Here is a 1957-nt window from a genome sequence, read left to right as displayed (position 1 = left end):
ACCTGTGCGTAAGGTGAGTTGCTAATGCTATTCACAAACACAAAACAGGCAATTGGTTTTTCTTCGAACACACAGCCGAAAGACAACAAATGAAAGAAGCATCAAAGTTTTTATTAAGAAACGGAGAGGCATGAACGAATAACATCGCCTAACAATCACTCAAGCCATACCTTCGCGCAATAAATCAATTATTTTTTATACGTTTCAGGTAATTTATAAGCACAAAAAATACTAATCACAAAGCCTATAACAAGAATTTGTAATGCATATTGATAGCTAATTAATGAGTATTGCATCACTCCATTTATCAGATGTCCTCCCGCTAGTCCCATCAACCAACCGGTTAAAGGCTGTAGCAAAGTCGGTGCAGTCATGATAATCACCGAAACAAAGCCAAGTGCTGAGCCAACAATCTTCGCCGGATTTGAGGCTTGTGCAGCTGGATAACCCAAAATTTGGGCGGCAGTAAAAAAGCCAAGCAAGAAAAATAAACTGATATAATCTGCATAAGTTAAACCATGCGCATAAAGAATAATCAGGAAAATAACCAATGAAACCACTGCGGCTACAATCATCGGCAAACGCCGCTGCTTTAAAAAATCAGACACAAAGCCAACTACCGTTGAACCAACAATCGTGCCAATAAAAATCATCATATTGATGGTTGCCGCCTCAGTGGCCGAAAAGCCATGACCTTGTTGCATAAAGTGAGAACCAAATAAGCCACCCAGCAACATAATTGGCAAGTTCATAAGAGCAATATACAAACCGATCAGCCAGTTCTGTGGGTTTTTAACCAAAATAACCAGTGTTTGCCAAAAGCCAACCTTATCTGCTGCCGTTTGCAACTTAGCATGCTGCTTAGCGGTTGGCGCATCTTTAACAACAATAACAACAACCACAAGCAAGATCACACCGATCAATGCAACCACATAAAGCGCCTCACGCCACCCCCACTGTTCAATCATCATCGTTAAAGGCGTTTGTGAAACGGCGCCACCCAACATACCAATCGTAACAATCAAACCTGATGCGGTTGCCATACGGTTTTCAGGCAGCCATTGAGAGGCCAATCGCAAGATGCTAAGTAAGCAAAAAGCGGCCGAAATGCCTTCTAAAAAGCGCGCCACCACTAAAAACCAAGAACTACTGGCACTGGCAATCAATAAGGTGCCAATAATACACATGACCATACCATAAATAATCACACGGCGTGAGGAGAGCCGATCAACTAACACACCCGCAGGATAAAGCAATATCGAATCAGCCAAAAAATAAAATGCTGAGACTAAACCAATTTGAAAAGCCGATAAATGAAACGTAGCAGCTAAGCTTCCTGCCAGCGAGTTAAACATATTCATCTGAATAAATTCATAAAAAAAGAATAAGCCTCCCACCAAACTAATAGCCCACGCTTTTATAGGCCGAGCTCTTGTGGACAAGGCAATAGACTCAGAAGACACAGATAAATCACTCATCGTACAGGCGACCTTATTTTTGACACAAACGGCCAAACCCTAACAAAATATAAGCAAAAACTCAACATATAACTTTAAAACTAGAGCTTGCTAATCTAAAGTTTGCGGGTCAATAAAGCCCATACAACAATTAGTCCTTGTTACTCACCTTACGCACAGGTCATAAACATTTTAATCGCCTAAGCTCTTCAAAAGCTATTTGATTTGACCGCACAAGTAATTTATATTTGAGTGCAAAGTGGTTAAGTTGTGCTTTTACACTCAATGTTTCTAGTTTACAAAATGCCACGATTGATGCAAAAATATGATTGCCGTGTGACCGAACAGTTTTAGTTGGTGATTTTGCTAAACTTGCATTTTGTTTAATCGACTTATGATATTCTTCAATTTTCCATCGTTTTTGATAGATTTTGTAAAGCCCATCACCATCCGTCTCTAAATCATTTGTTATTAAATAGAGGTGACCTGTTGACCCGTCT

The 1957-nt window shown here is 40.0% G+C and carries 1 protein-coding gene and 1 pseudogene; both read right to left on the bottom strand.

The features are described 5' to 3' along the window. Window positions 1-188: 188 nt before the first annotated feature. A complete protein-coding gene (locus C200_RS03700; RefSeq protein WP_016212236.1) occupies window positions 189-1478 on the bottom strand; it encodes an MFS transporter in 1290 nt (429 codons plus the stop codon). A 160-nt stretch (window positions 1479-1638) separates the two neighbouring features. Continuing rightward, window positions 1639-1957: pseudogene (locus tag C200_RS15680) on the bottom strand (IS701 family transposase); the annotation flags it as partial.

Source organism: Piscirickettsia salmonis LF-89 = ATCC VR-1361, from assembly GCF_000297215.2.
Taxonomy (GTDB): domain Bacteria; phylum Pseudomonadota; class Gammaproteobacteria; order Piscirickettsiales; family Piscirickettsiaceae; genus Piscirickettsia; species Piscirickettsia salmonis.
Note: the sequence above shows the minus strand (reverse complement) of the source record. Positions and strands in the feature narration are given on the sequence as shown.